Source organism: Bacillus sp. TH19, from assembly GCF_016651075.1.
Lineage (GTDB): Bacteria > Bacillota > Bacilli > Bacillales > Bacillaceae_G > Bacillus_A > Bacillus_A mycoides.
Genome location: NZ_JAEKEO010000010.1, coordinates 336,226 through 352,586 on the forward strand (window position 1 = coordinate 336,226; position 16,361 = coordinate 352,586).

Genomic DNA, 16,361 nt, shown 5'->3' on the forward strand with positions numbered 1-16,361 from the left:
TTTGAAAAAAAGTAGCTTGAAAGTTACGTTACGTCATCTTTTATACTAAAGAAAATAGGATATAGGGGGATGGTGTAGATGACTTTAAAATGTATGTGGGGATGGAAAGAAATTTTATATTTATTTGTTTTCGTATTTCTGATTGTACCAGTAATGATTGAATCTCTTTTTTATGATTATGCTTTAAAAATACTAGGGAACTCATTATATGCTGGAGTATTAATGGGACTTATAATGGCAGTGATATTTACGTTTGTAGTTTATCTTTTTTGCATAAAAAGATATAAACTGTCGTGGAAAGATATTGGAATTCGGAAGCTTTCATGGAAAGATTTATTGTGGACATTTGTAGCGGTTATTTCTTTGATTGTAGTTAGTATTGGTGTATTAATGATAATGGAGAAACTGGGGATTTCTTTTGAAAATAGTAAAACGGAGACGATCCAAAATGATAAATCAATATATGCGTTCTGTATCGCGGTAATTGGAGCAGCAGTTATATCACCAATCTATGAAGAAATTTTATATCGAGGTGTTTTTTATACATTTTTTCGTGATAGGTATGGTATATGGGGCGGTATGCTTATAAGTTCAATAATATTTACTATTGTTCATATCCCGACATATAACACATTACCGGTGAATTTTTTAAGCGGAGTAGTATTTGCGTGGTTATATGAGAAAACAAATTCTATTTTATCGGCTATGATTGCCCACGCATTATTCAATTTCATAGCAGTACTTCTCACATTCATGTCGAATTAATTAGAGGGTACATATAGGAGGGAATAAATATGGAAATAGCTGTGGAACGAGTTTTTACACATGAGATTTTAGCAGAAGCTGCAAAGATATTTAATGTGAAAGTAGAAGAAAAGCCACTTGGTGATTTTGAAAATTATATTTTTAAGGCGAAGGGTAAAAATAATGAAGATTACGTATTACGCTTAACTCATTCTTCTCATCGGTCTAAAAAAGAGGTAGAGGCCGAACTAGATTTTTTACGGTATGTTGCAGAGCATGGGGCAAAAGTGGCGGGACCTCGTAATTCAATATCTCAAAACCTTGTAGAAGAAATTGGAGCGGAAGAGGGCACTTTCTTTTTCGCGTCTTTATTTACATATGCACAAGGTGAGCAAGTAAAAGGAGAAGAATCGCCTTATTGGGGAGATGCTTACTTTGAAGCGTGGGGAAAAGCGATTGGACAACTGCACCGCCTTACAATGGATTATCCTAAAACAAACTACCGTGATACGTGGGAAGAGGATGAAAGTAGCATTGTTAATGGATTAGAAGATGAGAAGGTGAAAGGGATTGCCACTGTATTAATGGATGAAATAAAGGCTCTTCCAATTGAAAGAGAAACGTTTGGCCTTATGCATGGCGATATTCATCCAGGTAATTTTCATTATGATGGAAAAGGGCTAACAATCTTTGATTTTGATGACGCTGCCTATAATTACTTCATTCATGATTTGGCAATGGTTCTTTATTACTCTGTTCTTTTTACACCGTGGACTACAGAAGAGAGGAAAGAATTTGCTTGCAAACAGTTACAAGTGTTACGAAAAGGTTATGAATATGAGCACAGACTGGCGGATAGTTGGTATGAATCGTTACCGTTATTTTTGCGTCTACGTGATATTGGTTTATACGGTACGCTTCAAAAGAAGTTTAAAGGGAAAGATATGCCAAATCATTTCATAGAATTAGCGGAACAACTCTATGAAAGAATTATAAAGAAAGAAGCAATTGTGAATATATAATACATTCATATCGAAACAAAGTATACAAAATAAATGTATACTTTGTTTTTTTATACAAAATATGTTTACTTTATTAAAATAATATTGTTATAGATTCGGTATACACTTATAATTTTATATATATTCTGAATATTCTTTATAAAGAAGGAGGGGGAAAGTTGGAAGCTATCGTAAGTTGGATAAATAATATTGTTTGGAGTCCAGCACTTGTCTATTTATGTTTAGGAGTAGGTCTATATTTTTCCATTCGAACAAGGTTTTTACAAGTAAGACATGTAGGAGAAATGGTGAAACTTACATTTCAAGGGGAAAAATCGGATGCGGGTGTTTCTTCATTCCAAGCTTTAGCACTTTCATTATCAGGGCGCGTTGGAACAGGAAATATTGCAGGTGTTGCAACGGCTGTTGCATTCGGTGGGCCAGGAGCTGTATTTTGGATGTGGGCGGTAGCCTTTCTAGGAGCTGGTTCTGCATATGTAGAATCGACGCTTGCACAAATATATAAGACGAAGCATCAAGGGCAATTCCGCGGTGGTCCTGCTTATTACATTGAAAAAGGACTAGGTGTTAAATGGTATGCTTTAGTATTCGTTGCAGCGACAATTCTTGCGACGGGGATGCTGTTACCGGGTGTTCAGGCGAATAGTATTGCTGTAAGTTTAGAAACAGCTTTTGGTATTAATACTTCTGTATCAGGAGCGGTATTAGTAGCGGCATTAGCACTTATTATATTTGGTGGAGTTAAGCGAATTGTTAACGTAGCGCAAGTTGTAGTACCGTTTATGGCGCTTGGCTATATTTTAGTAGCTTGTGTAATTGTAGCTATGAATATTGAAAAATTACCAGACGCTTTCATGTTAATTTTAAAAAGTGCATTTGCATTAGAAGCAGCTTTTGGCGGGATTATTGGTTTAGCAATTTCTTGGGGTGTAAAACGTGGTATTTATTCAAACGAAGCAGGGCAAGGAACTGGGGCCCATGCAGCAGCAGCTGCTGAAGTATCGCATCCAGCTAAACAAGGGTTAGTACAAGCATTTTCCGTTTACATTGATACATTATTTGTTTGTTCAGCAACAGCATTTATGATGATTATTACAGGCATGTATAACGTATTTGATGCAAGCGGAAAAAACTTTATCGTCAATAAATTAAATGGTGCACAGCCAGGTCCTGGTTATACACAGGCAGCAGTAGAATCTGTTTTCCCTGGATTTGGAAACGGTTTCGTAGCAATCTCTTTACTATTCTTCGCATTTACAACAATTATGGCTTATTACTACATTGCAGAAACGAATATAGCTTACTTAAATCGTGATAAAGACCGTCCTTGGATGTCTATCGTACTAAAGTTTGTATTCTTAGGAGTTGTATTCTACGGTTGTGTAAAAACAGCAGAAACAGCATGGGCTTTAGGGGATATTGGTGTAGGAATTATGGCATGGGTTAACATTATTGCGATTCTATTATTACAAAAACCGGCATTGATCGCATTAAAGGATTATGAAAAGCAGAAAAAAGAAGGAAAAGATCCAGTGTTCGATCCGCAGAAACTAGGAATTAAAAATGCTGATTTCTGGGAGCATGAATACGGGAAAGACAAGAAAGAAGAAGTATCTTAAGAGAATAGAAATGAAGGAGCAAAGGGAGATCCCTTTGCTCTTTTTTATGGACAAAATGAAGATGAAAGTTATTTTTTTGCCTATTTTTGAATATAAAAAGAATGTACATGCTTTGTTTAGGGGAGGGGGGAGTATGGTGATAGAGTTTCGTAATGTAAATAAATATTATGGTAACTTCCAAGTTTTGAAAAATATTAATGTGCAAGTGAAAAAAGGTGAAGTGGTAGTAGTTGTTGGTCCTTCAGGATCAGGAAAAAGTACATTGCTTCGGTGTATAAATCAGTTAGAGGCGATTACCGATGGAGAATTAATCGTACAAAATACAGACGTACACAATAAAAAAACAGATATGAATGAATTACGCCGAAATATTGGTATGGTCTTCCAGCATTTTTACTTATACCCACATAAAACAGTTCTGCAAAATATTACACTAGCACCAATTAAAGTAAATAAAACTTCAAAAGAAGAAGCAGAAAAAACAGCGATGGTTTATTTAGAGAAAGTAGGAATCCCGGAGAAGGCAGGTGTATATCCTCATCAATTATCCGGAGGTCAGCAGCAAAGGGTAGCGATCGCTAGGGGGCTCGCAATGCAGCCGGAAATTATGCTATTTGATGAGCCTACGTCCGCTCTTGATCCAGAGATGATCGGAGAGGTGCTTGATGTTATGAAAGCGCTGGCTAAAGAAGGAATGACGATGGTCGTCGTCACACATGAGATGGGATTCGCACGTGAGGTAGCAGATAGAATTTTATTTATGGATGACGGTCAAATTATCGAAGATACAACACCATCACAATTTTTTGCAAATCCTGAACAAGAAAGAGCACGTCTATTTTTAAGAAGAGTGTTAAATCATTAAAGGGGGAGTTTTATGCTTAAAATGAAAAAGTTGTTTACGTTAATCGTATTTTCATGTTTATTCGTACTTGTCGTTGCTGGATGCGGAAGTAAAAAAGATGAGACGAAAGAAACGAATACGAAACAAGGCGGGGCTGTTGAGCAAATTAAAAAGCGCGGGAAACTAGTAGTTGGGGTGAAGAATGATACGAACTTATTTGGCTTGAAAAATCCTTCGACAGGACAGGTAGAAGGGTTTGATGTTGATATCGCAAAGGCGCTTGCGAAAAAAATCCTTGGAGATGAAAAGAAATTAGAATTAAAAGAAGTAACGTCTAAAACGCGTATTCCACTACTGAAAAATGGTGATATTGATGCAATTATCGCGACAATGACAATTACGGAAGAACGTAAAAAAGAAGTAGATTTTTCAGATGTATATTTTAAAGCAGGGCAATCGTTACTTGTGAAAAAAGGAAGCGATATTAAAAGTATTGATGATGTGAAAAAGGGTGTGAAAGTGTTAGCGGTAAAAGGTTCAACGTCTACAAATAATATTCGTCAAAAATCACCAGAATCGACTGTATTAGAATTTGAAAATTACAGTGAGGCATTTACAGCGTTAAAAGCAGGTAAAGGCGATGTATTAACGACAGATAATGCGATTCTTTACGGAATGGCAAAACAAGATTCTAATTATGAAGTTGTAGGGAAAATTTTCACGGATGAACCGTATGGAATCGCAGTACAAAAAGGTGCAGACGATTTAACGAAAGAGATTAATAGTTTATTAAAAGATATGAAAGCGAATGGAGAATACGATAAATTGTATGAAAAATGGATTGGTCAAAAACAAGAGAAGTAAAATGAAACTTTATTTCTCGTGATAAATAGTAAGAGTGAGAGGATGAGAGTACTCATCCTCTTCTTGTAAAGAAAGAGGGGAGAATATGTGCCTGATTTTTCTATATTAACGAATAACATTGATATGTATTTAGAAGGATTTAAATATACGGTTATGTCTAGTGTAGTTGCGCTAATAGGAAGTTTTGTTTTAGGAATTGTTATGGCAGTGATGCGAATTTCACCTATTCGTATTTTGAATTGGATTGGCTCTGCCTATGTAGAGTTTGTTAGAAATATTCCACTCGTATTAATTGCATTCATTTTCTATTTTGCTTTGCCTGTAATAGGAATTACTTTCAACGGTTTTGTAGCAGGGACAGTTGCGCTTACAGTTTATACAGCGGCTTTTATTGCGGAAGTAATTCGTGCTGGTATTTTATCAGTCGCGAAAGGTCAAATGGAAGCAGCACGTTCTTCAGGATTAACTTATACGCAAGCGATGTATCATGTCGTCTTACCTCAAGCGATGAAAATCGTCATTCCTCCTCTAGGAAATCAATTTCTCAATTTAGTAAAAAACTCTTCAATACTCGGAATTATTGCTGGAACGGATTTAATGTATCAAGGGGACTTAATTTCAACGAAGACGTTCGTTACGTTTGATGTATATATATTTGTCGGGATGTTTTATTTAATATTAACAATACCGCTAAGTATGCTAGTGCGTTATTTAGAAAAACGCTTGGCAAAGGAGGCGGTATAAATGGATTTTAAAGGAGCGATAACAGGTGATCATATCCTCTTTTTATTAAAAGGATTACTCATAACGTTAGAGGTAGCGCTCGTAGCAATTGTACTTAGCTTTATTATTGGTAGTGTAATAGGGATATTGCGCTACATGAAAATACCTGTCGTCTCACAAGTATTAGGAATTATCGTTGAAGTGATTCGAAACTTACCACTACTTTTAATTATATTTTTCACATATTTTGCGCTTCCAGAAGCAGGCTTGAAATTAGAGATTATAACAGCTGTAATTGTTGCTTTAACAATATTTGAAGCAGCAATGATATCTGAAATTGTTCGAAGTGGTCTATTATCGATTGAAAAAGGACAGATTGAGGCCGCAAGATCTTCAGGATTAACGTATGTTCAAGCACTGTGGCATATCATTTTACCACAAGCATTAAGAAGAATGGTCCCGCCGCTTGTCAGTCAGTTTATTTCATTGCTGAAAGATACATCATTAGCAGTTGGTATATCACTGCCAGAGCTTATGCATAATGCTCAAATTATTAGCGGGCAGAATGTAAATTATATGATTCCAACGTTTATAGTAGTAGCTTGTATGTATTTTGTTGTAAACTACGGTTTATCAATTTTATCTAGAAGATTAGAAATACGTTAACTCTTACAAAAAATGTAAGAGTTTTTTCCTTATAAATCCTTTTTTTGCCTCAAATTAGTATCTCGAGCTCTTAATAGTTGAATTTTTATATTGTTTTATCAGAAAAGTTTTAATTTTATATAGAAATTGTAATCGCTTTCGTGTATATTTTTATTATCAGAAAATTTTAAAAAGAGATAGGGGTACTTGTAGGGGGAGGATTAAGATGCAGCAAACAACGAATGAGCAATTACATCGTACGATGAAGAGTAGACATTTATTTATGATCGCACTAGGTGGTGTAATCGGAACTGGTTTTTTTCTAGGTTCAGGTTACACCATTAATCAGGCTGGACCAGGGGGAGCCATCCTTTCATATTTAGTAGGCGGATTTATTATGTATTTAACAATGCTTTGTCTTGGAGAGCTAACGGTAGCAATGCCAGTTTCAGGATCTTTCCAAAAGTATGCGACGAAGTTTATTGGACCAGGAACTGGATTTATGATCGGTTGGCTATACTGGATTGGATGGGCAGTAACAGTAGGATTAGAATTAACATCGATCGGTTTAATGATGAAAAGATGGTTTCCGAATGTTGATGTTTGGGTATGGTGTCTCGTATTCGGAGTTATTTTATATGCTTCAAATGCAATATCAGCGAAGAGTTATGCTGAATTAGAGTTTTGGTTCTCTAGTATTAAAGTAGTTACAATTATTGCATTCATTCTACTTGGTGGTAGCGCATTACTAGGATTCTTACCATACGATGGAAAAGAAGCAGCGCCTCTTTTCTCTAACTTTGTAAGTGATGGTGGGCTATTCCCAAATGGACTAGCTGCAGTGCTTCTTACGATGATTACAGTTAACTTTTCCTTCCAAGGAACAGAGTTAATCGGGATTGCAGCAGGAGAGAGTCAGAATCCTGAAAAAACAATTCCACGTGCGATTCGTAATACAGTATGGCGCATTATGTTATTCTTCATTTTAACAATGACAATTTTAGTAGGGTTAATTTCTTGGAAAGAAGCAGGGATAATTGAAAGCCCATTCGTAGTTGTATTTGATAAAATCGGTATTCCATATGCAGCTGATATTATGAACTTCGTTATTATTACAGCTCTTCTATCTGTAGCGAACTCAGGGTTATATGCAGCAACGCGTATACTATGGTCACTTGCAAATGAAGGAATGGCACCAACTTCTTTCAAGAAAGTAAATAAACGTGGTATTCCGATTACAGCGTTAGTCGTAACGATTGCTGTAGCGGCGTTATCTTTATTAACAAGTTTCCTTGCAGAAGATACAGTATATATGTATTTATTATCTATAGCTGGTTTATCGGCTGTTTCAAGTTGGATCATTATTGCTTTATCACAACTTCGCTTTAGAAGTCAGTATTTAAAAGGCGGAGGAAAATTAGAGGACTTAAAGTATAGAACACCACTATACCCGCTTGTTCCAATTTTAGCTTTAATTACAAATAGCATCGTTGTTATTAGTTTAGCGTTTATTCCAGAACAACGAATGGCGTTATATTGTGGTATTCCATTTATCATTTTCTGCTACATATATTATTATATAAATAAGAAACGGCAGAAACCGATGAAAGTGGAGATGGAGACACCAAATGAAACTAACAATCAAACACGATGATATACAGGCGGATTTATCGTATGGTCAATTAGCGATTGGAAAAGAAAACGGATATTCACCGTTACAATTACTCGTGTCTTCTATCGCAGGATGTAGTGCAATTGTCTTCCGAACAATTTTAGAAAAGAAACGTATTACATACGATACGTTTACAATTGAAACTGAAATTGGTAGAAGTGAAGCTTTATCAAAACCAGTTGAAAGTGTTCATTTGCACTATAAAATTAAAGCGCAAAACATTACAGAAGAACAATTAGACAAGGCGCTGCAACTTGCAGTGAAAAATTGCACAATTGTTCAATCTGTAAAGGATAGTATAAAAGTTACAGAAACAATTGAATTAGTAAAGTGAAACATAAAAACGTGAGAATAGGGCGCTCACGTTTTTATGTTTTTGGCAGAGGGGGAAGCATGATGGAATGTTTAGGTTGTAAATTAGCAAATGAAGAAGAAATTATATATAAAGTGTATGAAGATGATTATGTAACTTGTTTTTTAGACCATGCGCCTTTCTACCCAGGACATACTTTAATTGTGCCAAAGAAGCATGTTTTAGAAGTGGACGAATTAGATGATGTTGTAGCGAAATCGATTATGGATGCTTCTAAGCTTATTGCAAAAGCGATTAAGGCATTATATAAACCAGACGGAATTACAATTTGTCAAAATGGTGGAATCTTTAACGAGCTAACACACTATCATATGCATGTCGTACCAAGATATAAAGAGCGCTCGTTTGCTGAGTTTTATATGGTACAATCGGGAGAAAAACAGAATCATAACTTTGAAGAGACAAAGCATTTGTTACGAGAATCAATAGAGAAAATATTACTTACTAAAAAGGCATAAGAGGGATGTTCTTAAGGGAACAGTCAGGAAAATATTAATATTAAAAAGCCCAATTTCTCAGTTAAAATAGAGAAATTGGGCTTTTCCTTATTCTATTATTCGATTTTATCTATTAAAGAATTCTGCAGTGTCACAAAGTATATCGCTCATTCGTTATATAGAATGAGAGGAGGAATTATATGAAAGTTACAAACAAAGATTACGAAAAGATGGAAGAGCTATACGAGTTGTATGAACAAAAAATTTATTATGTAGCTTATTCTATTTTAAATAATATTCAGCAGGCTGAAGATGCAGTTCAAGAGACGTTTATTACTCTTTATAAAAATTTGAAAAAGCTTCATAGTTTGAACACTGAAGAGCTTAAACGGTATATTTTGAGGATTGCGAAAAACAAAGCGATTGATAGCTACCGGAAAAATAAACGACATGAAACATTTTTAGAAGAATATCAACGAGAATCAACAGACGTAGTAGATGAAAATATTGAAGAGTGGGAAAAACGTCTAATGTCTGAGGTTCAGATTGATACATTGCTAAAAGAGCTAAATGAATCTAACAGACAAGTGTTTAAGTACAAAGTCTTCTATAACTTAACGTATCAAGAAATTTCAAGTGTAATGGGGATAACAGAGGCTAATGTCCGCAAGCAATTTGAGCGCGCTCGAAAACGAGTACAAAGTATTATAGGAGGTATACAAAATGACGAATTCAAAGAACTCCAAAGAAATGTATGACCTTGCTGAAAAAATTGCTTTAGATGATTTTGATAAACTGGATGAACAACATGAATTTTCACATACATATACGCGCAAAAAGAAATTGTTTATGGAGGAAATGAAGCTGAAAGGCGAGCAACCACAGACGAAGCGTAAAAGACATCGTATGTTAATCGCTGCTGCTTGCTTATTGATTGGCATGCCTACAACTGTTTTTGGTGCAGTAAAAGTCTACAATATGATTGTCCAAAAACAAAATTACGAAGTAAATGTTTCGGTAACAAACAAGGGCTCGAAAAAGGCTGATAAGTGGTATAAGTTGAAAATCGATAAATTACCAGAAAATATGGAAGCAATTGATGACTCTGCTATGAAATATTCCTTTAAAGATAACTATGCAAAGGGGGGATTTTCATTCGCTCTTCGGAGAGTAGGGGAGAATACAGATTTTCAAACTCTGTACTCGAAAAGTTACGAAGAAAAAGAGATAAATGGTAGGAAAGCAGTAATTGTCCATAAAGAAACAGGAAACAACAATGTAATGTTTGATAGAAAGGTCTTTCTCTTTTTTGAGAAAGAAGGGATTATGTTAGAAAGTTATATTGGATCCGATGTAAACGAAGAACAAATGATGGATGTGTTAGGGAACATTTCACTTGAGCCTACGTCAAAAGAAAAGGCATCACATATAGTAGATTATGATGAAAATCGTTTTAGCAAAGCAGATGAACCTAAAAAAACTAAGGTTATTCCTTTGAAAAAAGATAGCAAACGACTATTTCATATAGGACAAAAGGTTCCAGTAACTATAATCATGGATAACAGCCAAATTGAATATGTAATAGAAAAAGTTGAAGTCTTTGATTCAATCAAAGATTTTAAACAAGAAAACTTTAATGAACTTGGCTTAGAAATACTAAGCGAGAATAAGGCTTTAAATCAGATGGGAGAATTGCTACCATACAGACGGGATGAATATAAACTCGGAAATGGTAAAGATTCAATTGATAAATTAGTAGAATCAAAATTAGTTAATCCTAAATTTGTTTACTTAACAACAACAGTGAAAAATAGTGGTAAAAAGTCGACAAAAGAAATCTATATGCATCCATCCATAAAGTTGCTTAAATCTGAAGGTAATGCATGGAACTACGCTGAAAGAGATGGAATTGAGGAAAAAAATATTATGACAGGCGAAGTTGATTATTTAGAACCTCACGGAGATGGAAAAAGCTTTTATAATATTGGCAGTATCCGACCAGGACAAACGGTAAATGTTAAATTAGGTTATTTTGTAGATGAGGATAAATTAGGTTCACTTTTCCTTGAAGCTTTCCGTTACAGTGGTTCTAGTGGAACTGAGAATATGAATGAGAAAAATCGTTGGTGGTTCGATATTCGTCAATCGTAAACATAATAGGAACAAATACACAAAAAGCTGCTTATATTTAGCAGCTTTTTTCGTCTTCATACATATGTAAAACCTCTTTTGCACGTATACGTAAACCATTTATCAATTCTTTCGGTTCTAAAACTCTTGCATCTTTTCCAAGTCTATAAAATAAAGGAGTAATAAAGTTAATTTCACCTTTATCAATTGTTGAATTTATATATCCTGTCCCATCTTCGTCTACTACAACGAATTCTTCAAGGTAAGGAACGCTTTTGCATTGGCGCACACCCTCTGTCGTTAGTAAAACATGTAACCGAGTAGGAATGTTTATTACGTTAGAGTTAGAGGCGAACCATTCTTCTAAATTCATAAACTTATCTTTATTTTCTTCGGTCGATAATATGGAAAGAATACGATCCACGCGATACAGTAATACTTTGTTTCGACTATAGTCATAGGATGGCAAGTACCATAAACCATCGTGGGCATATACACCGATAGGATGAACATGTTTTGTTTTAATCCCCGATTTAGACTCGTATTGAAAGTGTAAGTTTTTATTTTCAATAGCCGCTGTTAATACTTCGTTTAAAAAAGTTGTCTCAATTGTTCTCTTCGGATTCCAAAAAGCGATATAAGAACGTATTTTATCAACTTTAGCTTTCGCATCATTTTGTAGAGAGCTATACAGTTTATGAGTAACAGAATTGATTTCTGTATTAAAAGGCAAGTTACGATAGTAGCCTAAAGATTGGAAAGCAAAAAAGATGGAGACCGCTTCTTCTTCGGTAAATAAAATGGGGGGAAGCATGCTGCTTGTTAATACTTTATATCCCCCATTACGACCTTGTTCAGCGTAAATGGGTAATCCCATATCACTTAAATCTAAAATATATCTATGGACCGTACGAACGGAAATATTAAATTCATCAGCTATTTCTTGAGCTGTAAATGTTTTTTTCGTAGAAGCAAATATAAGAATGTCTAGTAAACGTTTTGCTTTTGACAAGGATATCACCTTTTTCTTTTTTAACATGACATAAGTTGTCATGTTTTATGGTTAGTATAGTGCTTATAAGATGATTTTATCAATAGAAGCTGTAAGGAGGAAAAGATATGTCACGTGAAATTGTTTTATTTATTGCAGCGAGTTTAGATGGATTTATCGCGAAAGAAGATGATGATTTAGAGTGGTTAATGGAAACAGAAGGTGAGGGAGACAACGGTTATACAGAAATGTACGAAACAATTGATACCATAATTATGGGAAAGAGAACGTACGATTATGTGGTAGAGCATACGGAAACATTCCCGTACCTAGATAAAAAATGTTATGTTTTTTCTAATTCAGAAAAAGGTTCAAACGAACATGTAGAGTTTGTAAATGAAGATGTATTAGAGTTTACAAAAAGGTTGAAAGAGCAGGGAGGATCCAAAATATGGATGGTCGGTGGAGGGAGTCTACTGAGAGGATTTTTTAAGAATAATTTAATTGATGAATATGTTGTTACGATTACACCTCACATATTAGGTTCTGGAGTTCCGTTATTTAAAGAAAAGAACCCGGAAATTCATTTAACTTTAACGGATACGAAACGTTTTGGCCAATTCGTAAATTTATATTATAAAGTAAAGTCCTAAAGGATAAGAAAACACGACTATTGATGATAGTCGTGTTTCTATATAGATGGCAATGAAATTGTAAAGCAAGATCCGTGATCAATTTCACTTGTGACAGTAATATTCCCGCCGTGTAGTTCTACGATTTCTTTTACGATGGAGAGCCCTAAACCAGTGCCTCCTGTAGCTCTAGAGCGCGCTTTATCAACACGGTAAAAGCGATCGAAAATGTGAGGGAGGTCTTCAGGGGGAATACCTTCTCCCTTGTCCTTAATTTTGATGGAAATATGTTTATGTTCTTCTGTAACAGAAATATTAATATGAGAATGTTCTTTTGAATGTCTATACGCGTTATTTAAAATGTTAGCCATAACTTGTTCAAAGCGTTGCTCATCTAGCTTTACTAAGAGTGAGGAAGGACATGTGAAAACAACTTTAATTTGTTTTTCTCCGTACATCACATTTATTTTTTCAGTGATGCGAGTAAGGAAGGTGTGTAAATGCACTTCCTGTACTTGAATGAAAAAGTTATGCTTTTCCATTTGAGCGAGTGAAAATAAATCTTGAACTAAGTTTGTAATATAATCAGACTCGTCTTTTATAATGGATAAGTATCGTAAACGTTGCTCTGGGGGTGTGTTTTCTTTTAATGCAATGTCAGCATAACCTCTTACGTACGTTAATGGTGTTCGTAATTCGTGAGCAACACTTGCTAGAAATTCACTTCGCTCTGTTTTCATATAATGTAAATCATTTGCGAGAGTTTGGATAGATTGTGCTAGTTCACCAATTTCGTCATTTCGAGTAGTTGTTAATGAAACGGATAAATCGCCCTTGCTCATTTTTTCAGTCGCTTGTTTCATGTGTAACAATGGTTTTGTTAACAAACGTGATAATAGAAAAATGGTGATGGCTGTTAATAGAAAAGTAATGACTCCTGCGATAATGAATTGTCTTGTTAGCCCGTTAACCATTTCTTCGATTGATTCCGTTCCGAGAAACATATATACATAGCCTTCCGTTTTTCCTGCCACTACAATTGGGCTAACTGTACATATATAATTAGATGTTTTCCAATGATTCTCTATAATTGCTCCATCATGATCTGTTCGTGTTTGCATTCCTTCAATATGTTTTTTTATAGTAGTATTTATTTCGTTGGATTTAGCTAGTATTTCCTTATTTGCATTTGTAATAATAACAGTTGTTTCAGCTTCGGATTCCATTAAAGCAACATGGGAGATTGTTTGCCTGTCAAAATATTTTTCAAGGACATCTCGGTGACTATTTCCACGCTTTAATAAAGCAGTCATTTCTTCATTCACTCTATTGTTTACAAGGCTATAATAGAGCAAGACAAATAGAACACTTTCGATTAAAAGTGTAACAATTAGAAAATAAAATCCGAGTTGAATAGAAATTCGCTTCATCGTTTTGCTCCTTAGTTTTCAATATCAATCCATCGATATCCTACTCCGTAAACAGTTTTTAAATGGTGATCAATGGGGAAATTTACTTTTCGTAATTTATCACGTAAATTACGAATATGTGAATCGACTGTTCTATCTTCTGTATTTGTATTTAATCCCCAAATTCGTTCAATGAGCTGATCACGGCTTAATACGTAGTTCACATGACGTAAAAATAATCCGAGTAAAGAGAATTCGATTGGGGTGAGAAGAAGTTCTTCATTATGGACAGAAATGAAATGCTTGGCCTCATCCCATAAAATGCCGTGATATTGGATTTGTGCATGTTGATTGGTTCGGCGTAAAACAGCTTCAATTCTTGCGAAGAGCTCCTCTTCGTGGAATGGTTTCGTCACGTAATCATCTGCTCCAAGTTTTAACCCTTGAACGACATCTACCGTTTGATCACGAGCAGTTACCATAATGATAGGAACGTTACTAAATGATCGAATTCTTTTGCAAGTTTCCCACCCATCCATCTTTGGCATCATAATATCGAGTAAAACAAATTTGAAGTTTCGATTTTCTATATGTGAAATAGCTTTTTCTCCGGATACTGCACATACGCAGTTATATCCGATTGGAGTAAGATAAAGCGTTAATAATTCAAGCATTCTCGGTTCATCATCTACGAGTAGTATATCGATCATAGAGTACCTCCGCATTTGTAGTTATTACTTAAATTGTAAGTCAAAATCATGAAGAAATGGTGCAGATTATAATGCATCTGCATAATTTCTTCAGAATTGCTTGTTATTGTAAAGTTGAAATTCCATTTTAGGTAATAATATTGGCTCGAAAACGAATAATGCGGAGGCGATATAGTGAAAAAGATGATCCGAATTCTCGGGATAACAATAATTGCGGCGGTTGGTCTTGCGGCGTGTGGACAAACGAATACAGATCATAAAAATCATGAATCTAAAGAAGAGAAGAAAACAGAGAAAAAGGAAATGAATCAGGAGGTAACTGCGCCGAAAGAAATGAATCAAGGTGCATCGAATGATTTATTAACGACAAGTTTAAAAAATGTAACGAGATTAAATACAAATGATCCTCTGCAAATGGCAGTATTAACTTCGCAAACGATATGGCCAGCAACGCATAAAGAGAATCAGCCAGGCGCTATTATTTTAGTACCAGTAAACGAGTGGCAATTAGGTATTGCGAGTGCGGATCTTATTCACCACCCGAATAACGGGCCAATTTTATTTATAGAAAAAGAAAATGTACCCGAAATGACGTTAAAAGAAATAAAACGATTAAATCCGCTCGGAACGAAAGATGGAACGCAAATTATGGTAATGGGGGATGTTGGTGCATCTACCTTAGAGCAATTAAAAGAATATAAAGTAAAGCAAATAAAAGAAACGGACCCAGCTAAATTTGCTAAAGATGTTGATAAAGAATATGCCGATATAACAGGAAATTATCCAAATAGCGTTATTATCGGTTCGTCTGAAGAAGAAGGACGTTTATATACAACACCAGCTGTAAATTGGATTTCTCATATGCCAGAACCTCTTCTATATACTGAAAAAAATAAAGTGCCAGAAGCGACAATAGAGGCATTAAAGACGAGAAAAGATAAAGCTAATATATATGTGTTAGGACCAGAAAAAATCGTTTCGAAAGAAGTAGAAAAAGAGTTAAGTAAATACGGAAAAGTAACGCGTATTAGTGGGGAGACTCCAACAGAAAATTCGGTTGCATTTGCGAAATTTAAAGATGAAAAAACGAAATTTGGCTGGGGATTCACAAAACCAGGTCACGGTTTGTCATTTGTTTCAAGCAAAACACCAGACTTAGCAATTGCGGGAGCACCGTTTTCACATATGGGTAAACATGCCCCTGTTGTTTTGCTTGAGGAAGGAAAAGCAAAACAACCAGTTTATGACTTCCTTGCTACTATTCAGCCGAAGTTTAAGGATGACCCAACACTTGGACCGTATAACCATGGTTTCCTATTAGGAAGTACTAGTGATATCTCATTTGAAACACAAGGGATATTAGATGAGAGGTTAGAGATTGTTCAGGAAAGTGGTCAAGGTCACGGTGGACATTAATGAAATGAGAAAAGACGCTGCTAAGGTAGCGTCTTTTCTTTAGGAAACTTTTACATAGCACAACATCCTTTGCTCGTTATATAATAGCCTTCGTGCAGTCGGCCTTGATTTTCTTATGGAGAAAAGCAAA

17 protein-coding genes are annotated in these 16,361 nt (G+C 35.2%); 14 read left to right on the forward strand and 3 right to left on the reverse strand.

Translation table 11 applies throughout. The annotated features are described in order from the left end of the window. Positions 1-78: 78 nt before the first annotated feature. From JFU54_RS19375 to JFU54_RS19430, 12 genes are all read left to right on the forward strand, one after another. Positions 79-765, forward strand: coding sequence for a CPBP family intramembrane glutamic endopeptidase (locus JFU54_RS19375; protein WP_012260305.1), 687 nt, complete (start codon positions 79-81; stop codon positions 763-765). Between the two features lie 29 nt (positions 766-794). Beyond that, positions 795-1,766 carry a phosphotransferase enzyme family protein gene (locus JFU54_RS19380; RefSeq protein ID WP_201065928.1) on the forward strand — a complete coding sequence of 324 codons (972 nt, stop codon included), beginning with the start codon at positions 795-797 and terminating at the stop codon, positions 1,764-1,766. 158 nt (positions 1,767-1,924) lie between these two features. Continuing rightward, a complete protein-coding gene (locus tag JFU54_RS19385) occupies positions 1,925-3,385 on the forward strand; it encodes an alanine/glycine:cation symporter family protein (protein WP_002010512.1) in 1,461 nt (486 codons plus the stop codon). A gap of 10 nt (positions 3,386-3,395) precedes the next feature. Beyond that, positions 3,396-4,250, forward strand: a complete 855-nt coding sequence (locus JFU54_RS19390; RefSeq protein ID WP_307838312.1) for an amino acid ABC transporter ATP-binding protein — start codon at positions 3,396-3,398, stop codon at positions 4,248-4,250. Positions 4,251-4,262: 12 nt separating this feature from the next. Further along, positions 4,263-5,093: a glutamine ABC transporter substrate-binding protein GlnH gene (gene glnH, locus JFU54_RS19395; protein ID WP_000916495.1), complete on the forward strand. Its 831-nt coding sequence runs from the start codon at positions 4,263-4,265 to the stop codon at positions 5,091-5,093. Positions 5,094-5,180: 87 nt separating this feature from the next. Next, positions 5,181-5,837, forward strand: a complete 657-nt coding sequence (locus tag JFU54_RS19400) for an amino acid ABC transporter permease (protein ID WP_061673994.1) — start codon at positions 5,181-5,183, stop codon at positions 5,835-5,837. After that, positions 5,838-6,482: an amino acid ABC transporter permease gene (locus JFU54_RS19405; RefSeq protein ID WP_002029756.1), complete on the forward strand. Its 645-nt coding sequence runs from the start codon at positions 5,838-5,840 to the stop codon at positions 6,480-6,482. It begins immediately after the preceding gene. A 205-nt stretch (positions 6,483-6,687) separates the two neighbouring features. Next, positions 6,688-8,115 carry an amino acid permease gene (locus JFU54_RS19410; protein ID WP_002125217.1) on the forward strand — a complete coding sequence of 476 codons (1,428 nt, stop codon included), beginning with the start codon at positions 6,688-6,690 and terminating at the stop codon, positions 8,113-8,115. Further along, positions 8,090-8,467: an OsmC family protein gene (locus JFU54_RS19415; protein WP_000778855.1), complete on the forward strand. Its 378-nt coding sequence runs from the start codon at positions 8,090-8,092 to the stop codon at positions 8,465-8,467. Before JFU54_RS19410 ends, JFU54_RS19415 begins: the two co-directional genes overlap by 26 nt. Positions 8,468-8,529: 62 nt before the next feature. Beyond that, entirely contained in the window at positions 8,530-8,964 is a 435-nt protein-coding gene (locus JFU54_RS19420; protein WP_206772146.1) for an HIT family protein, read from the forward strand. Positions 8,965-9,143: 179 nt separating this feature from the next. Next, positions 9,144-9,701 carry an RNA polymerase sigma factor gene (locus JFU54_RS19425; protein ID WP_002029825.1) on the forward strand — a complete coding sequence of 186 codons (558 nt, stop codon included), beginning with the start codon at positions 9,144-9,146 and terminating at the stop codon, positions 9,699-9,701. Next, on the forward strand, positions 9,667-11,094 hold the full coding sequence (locus JFU54_RS19430; RefSeq protein WP_201065932.1) for a DUF4367 domain-containing protein: 1,428 nt from the start codon (positions 9,667-9,669) through the stop codon (positions 11,092-11,094). Before JFU54_RS19425 ends, JFU54_RS19430 begins: the two co-directional genes overlap by 35 nt. 37 nt (positions 11,095-11,131) lie before the next feature. Here JFU54_RS19430 and JFU54_RS19435 read toward each other — a convergent pair whose 3' ends face one another. Continuing rightward, a complete protein-coding gene (locus JFU54_RS19435) occupies positions 11,132-12,127 on the reverse strand; it encodes a helix-turn-helix transcriptional regulator (RefSeq protein ID WP_078176717.1) in 996 nt (331 codons plus the stop codon). Positions 12,128-12,192: 65 nt separating this feature from the next. Here JFU54_RS19435 and JFU54_RS19440 point away from each other — a divergent pair, with 65 nt between their 5' ends. Then, positions 12,193-12,717, forward strand: a complete 525-nt coding sequence (locus JFU54_RS19440) for a dihydrofolate reductase family protein (RefSeq protein ID WP_201065934.1) — start codon at positions 12,193-12,195, stop codon at positions 12,715-12,717. A 38-nt stretch (positions 12,718-12,755) separates the two neighbouring features. Here the strand turns inward: JFU54_RS19440 and JFU54_RS19445 are convergent, their stop codons facing one another. Both JFU54_RS19445 and JFU54_RS19450 read right to left on the reverse strand, forming a co-directional pair. Next, on the reverse strand, positions 12,756-14,126 hold the full coding sequence (locus JFU54_RS19445; RefSeq protein WP_002167094.1) for a sensor histidine kinase: 1,371 nt from the start codon (positions 14,124-14,126) through the stop codon (positions 12,756-12,758). Positions 14,127-14,137: 11 nt separating this feature from the next. Further along, positions 14,138-14,815, reverse strand: coding sequence for a response regulator transcription factor (locus tag JFU54_RS19450; RefSeq protein WP_002167095.1), 678 nt, complete (start codon positions 14,813-14,815; stop codon positions 14,138-14,140). A gap of 174 nt (positions 14,816-14,989) precedes the next feature. Between JFU54_RS19450 and JFU54_RS19455 the strand changes: the two genes are divergently transcribed. Next, the gene (locus JFU54_RS19455) at positions 14,990-16,231 is read left to right on the forward strand and encodes a cell wall-binding repeat-containing protein (protein ID WP_201065936.1); all 1,242 of its coding nucleotides are present in this window, start codon (positions 14,990-14,992) and stop codon (positions 16,229-16,231) included. Positions 16,232-16,361 lie beyond the last annotated feature (130 nt).